At 67.9% G+C, this 2,578-nt stretch carries 3 protein-coding genes; all 3 read left to right on the forward strand.

Features of this window, described 5'->3' with window-relative positions; translation table 11 throughout:
- Positions 1-111: 111 nt before the first annotated feature.
- The 3 genes from P3W85_RS13475 to P3W85_RS13485 all read left to right on the forward strand — a co-directional run bounded on the left by P3W85_RS13475 (position 112) and on the right by P3W85_RS13485 (position 2,430).
- On the forward strand, positions 112-801 hold the full coding sequence (locus P3W85_RS13475; RefSeq protein ID WP_276265150.1) for a hypothetical protein: 690 nt from the start codon (positions 112-114) through the stop codon (positions 799-801).
- 141 nt (positions 802-942) lie between these two features.
- On the forward strand, positions 943-1,851 hold the full coding sequence (locus P3W85_RS13480) for a LysR family transcriptional regulator (protein ID WP_276265149.1): 909 nt from the start codon (positions 943-945) through the stop codon (positions 1,849-1,851).
- A gap of 186 nt (positions 1,852-2,037) precedes the next feature.
- Entirely contained in the window at positions 2,038-2,430 is a 393-nt protein-coding gene (locus P3W85_RS13485) for a CzcE family metal-binding protein (protein ID WP_017226429.1), read from the forward strand.
- Positions 2,431-2,578 lie beyond the last annotated feature (148 nt).

Genomic DNA, 2,578 nt, shown 5'->3' on the forward strand with positions numbered 1-2,578 from the left:
CGAATCACGAATCACGAGATCCAGATGCAAGTTCGCAGCAACCTTGGCGCCCTGGCCGCTTCCGTCTTTCCGGGGGCTTCCGTTTTCCTGGCCGCGCGCGGCCGCGCCCGCATGCTCGGCGGCCTGCTGGCTGGCCTGGCGGCCATCCTGAGCCCCATCGCACTCGCCGCACCGGCGACGCCGGCCGGCGCGCCGCTCGCGCTGCGCGTGGAGCACCAGCTTTCGTCGCTCGGCAGCGACGGCGTCAAGCGCGACGTTGCCTTCGCCGAGCGCGTGTACCGGGCAGGCAACGCCGTCTGGATCGAACGCGAACTGCCGCGTGGCGTGCCCCATGAGCATGAGCAAGAGTCCGGAAAGGGCGGCGGCGGGCATAAGCATGTGGACCTGTCCACGGCGGCCCGCTGGATCGAGAACCCGCCCTCCGGCAAGCTGTCGGTGACGGTGGTCAGCGACCACCTGAAGAAGGTGTTCGATGTGAAGCCCGCCGAATACGGCAATATCGGCTTCGACGGATCATGGCCCACCGCCTACCACCTGCTCGACCCGGCCGCGCTCAAGCAGATGCGCGCGGTGGGGCCGCTGCGCAACGGGGCGCAGCAGTACCAGGCGCAGCGCGGGGGCGAATCCGTCACGGTCTGGTGGGACGTTGCCGGGCAGTTCCCGCGCTCGGTGGAGTCGCGCAATGCCGGCGGCACGTCGACCAAGCTCACGCGCGTGACCACCGTGGCCACGCCGCAGCGCGCCCCGTGGGAACGCGCCCGCGCCTACGCGCGTGGCGAGTACACCGACCTGATGGACTGAGGCGGGCGAGGCGGGCACGTCCCGCCCCCGCTTCCGTGCGCGTCCGGCGCCATGCCTTAGAATGGGGCGCCTTCGTCTGCGTTGTCCGTCTGCCGGAATTGCCAGCCGTGCGCACGAGGGCTGACCGATTCCGGGAGCCCGATGCGCTACGAACTGACCGACCTGCGCCTGTTCCAGGCCATTGCAGAAGCCCAAAGCCTGTCCAGCGGCGCTTCCGCCATCCACATCACGGCGTCCGCCGCCAGCTACCGGCTGAAGAATCTCGAGCACGCCATGGGCACGCCGCTGTTCGTGCGCAGCGCGCGCGGCATGGAGCTGACGCCCGCCGGCGAAACCCTGCTGGTGCACGTGCGCGAACTGCTGCGGGGCGTGGAGCGCATGCATGGCGAGGTCGGGCGCTTCTCCGCCGGGCTCAAGGGCCATATCCGGCTGCTGGCCAACAGCAGTTCGCTCAACGGGTTCATCATTCCCAGCGTGAGCCGCTTCCTTGCCGCCAACCCCGACGTCAACCTCGACCTCGAGGAGCGCGCCAGCCCCGCCATCGTGTCGGCGGTGGCGGCGCAGGAGGCGGATATCGGCATCCTGGCCGGCGACATCGATGCCAGCGAAGTGCGCGCCGTGCGCTACGCCGTGGACGAACTGATCCTGGCCGTGCCCGCGGACCATCCGCTGGCGCGCCAGACCGAACTGCGCTTTGGCGCCGCGCTGGATTTCGATTTCGTCTGCATGAGCCGGAGCAGCAGCAATTTCCTGTTCCTGCGCGATATGGCGCAGCGCGCCGGCAAGAGCCCGAATGTGCGCTTGCACGCCCATAGCTTCGACGCCGCGCTGTCTCTGGTGGAGGCTGGCGTGGGCGTGGCGCTGGTGCCGCGCAGCGTGGCCGCGCCGGCCCTGCGCGAGGCGCGGGTGGCCGGGGTGCGGCTGGCCGAGAGCTGGGCCCGGCGCGAGTTGAACCTGATCGTGCGCGCCGACGGCAAGCTGCCGTCCTTCACGGCTGCCTTCGTGCAGTTCCTGCTCGACGATCCCCGCGTCGCCGCTACGCGCGACTAAGGCGCGGCCCGGCGCCCGGCGCCCGACGCCCGACTGCCGGCGGGTGGCATCGCGCCATGCCATGAAAAAAACGACTCGATTCAAATTGTATATATCATTTTTAGAATGCATGCGGCGTCGCTAGACTTTCCTCATGCCTACCCACAAAAGCACTCCACAAAACCGGGTGGGCACAAGGAACGAACCATGACCAAGAAGCAAAAGCAGAAACTTGCCGCCACGCTGGCACTCTCCATTCTCAGCATTTCGTCGGCCTGGAGCGCCAATGCCCCGGCGGGCAGCGCCAACACGCACGAGGCCGTGCAGGCCAAGGCCAGCAAGGTGGCGGCCCTGTTCGGCAGCCCGGCCGCCATCGGCAACACCACGCGCACGGTAACCCTGGCGCCCGGCATGAACTACGTGAACGTTGCATCGGGGGAATCGGTTGCCTTCCGCGCCGGCGACAAGACCGTCGGCTGGACCTTCCTGGAAGCGGTTGGCGGCACCTCGGTCGACATGAAGACCATCTTTCCCGAGATGGCCGAGGCCAAGGGTATCCGCGTGTATATCGCCCCCAGCCGGATGTTCAGCGGAGGCTGATTCCGCAAGCCGGTGGCCCCCGCCGCTCTTGACGGCACGCGAGCACGCGCAAAAAAAAATTGGCCGGCAGCAATGCCGGCCAAAACGTCCTTGGACTCAGTGAAGGAGACTAAGGTCGATATGACTTGTCTCTGGCGCGCTCCCCGCG

This window comes from Cupriavidus basilensis (assembly GCF_029335485.1).
Taxonomy (GTDB): domain Bacteria; phylum Pseudomonadota; class Gammaproteobacteria; order Burkholderiales; family Burkholderiaceae; genus Cupriavidus; species Cupriavidus basilensis_E.